A 1,124-nucleotide genomic window follows, 5' to 3' on the forward strand; every position below is an offset into this window, starting at 1 on the left:
TGTGATGTCCGGGGACGTTGGTCGAGCAAGTGTGACCACTCGATCTGACGATCGGCAACGGATCTTGTGAACAGATGAAGGCCTCCAACGGTGCAGTGGAGCTGCTAAGACGCCACTCACCAGGCTGGAGGCCTTCATGTCCCACGCTAACGCCGCGTTGACTCCACGGGCACGATTGCGGCTGGCGCGTCTGATCGTGGATGACGGCTGGTCACCCGCACGAGCGGCCGAACGCTACGACGTGTCCTGGCGCACCGCCGCGAAGTGGGCCGCCCGTTACCGCGCCGAAGGCGAAGCCGGCATGACCGACCGGTCATCACGGCCGCACCGGCAACCGAACCTCACCCCCGCACCGATCGTCCGCAAGATCGTGCACCTGCGCCGTAAACGACGCCTCGGCCCGGTCCCGATCGCCGACCAGCTCGGCCTGGCCGCTTCCACCGTGCACGCGGTGCTGCGCCGGCGCCGGCTCAACCGGCTCAGCCACCTTGAGCGCGGCACCGGCGAACCGATCCGCCGTTACGAGCACGACCAGCCCGGCGACCTGCTGCACGTCGACGTCAAGAAACTCGGCAACGTGCCCGACGGCGGCGGCTGGCGTTACCTCGGCCGCCAGCAGGGCGGCAAGAACCGGGCCGCCACACCAGACAGACCCCGCAGCAAGCACCGAGGCCCGCTGATCGGCACCGCGTTCGTGCATACCGTCATCGACGACCACTCCCGCGTCGCCTACGCCGAGATCCATGACGACGAGACCGCGATCACCGCCACCGGCGTGCTACGCCGCGCCGTCGCCTGGTTCGCCGACCGTGGCGTCACCGTTCACCGGGTGCTCTCCGACAACGGCTCGGCCTACAAATCCCGGCTCTGGACCGCCACCTGCGCCGAGCTGAACATCACCGTGAAGAAGACCCGCCCCTACCGGCCGCAGACCAACGGGAAAATCGAGCGTTTCCACCGCACCCTGGCCGACGGCTGGGCCTTCGCCAAGCTCTACACCTCGGAGAAAGCCCGCCGCGCCGCGTTACCGGCATTCCTGCACGACTACAACCACCATCGACCCCACACCGCCATCGGCAAACGCGCACCCATCACCCGGTTGAACAACCTGGCTGGACATCACA

Annotated in this window: 1 protein-coding gene; it reads left to right on the top strand. The window is 67.6% G+C overall.

What is annotated here, in order from left to right; all coding sequences use genetic code 11:
* Positions 1–136: 136 nt before the first annotated feature.
* A partial coding sequence (locus tag AB0F81_RS51370; RefSeq protein ID WP_360211819.1) for an IS481 family transposase occupies positions 137–1,124 on the top strand: 988 nt, incomplete at its 3' end.

Source organism: Actinoplanes sp. NPDC024001 (assembly GCF_040638955.1).
In the GTDB taxonomy this organism is placed as follows: Bacteria; Actinomycetota; Actinomycetes; order Mycobacteriales; family Micromonosporaceae; genus Actinoplanes.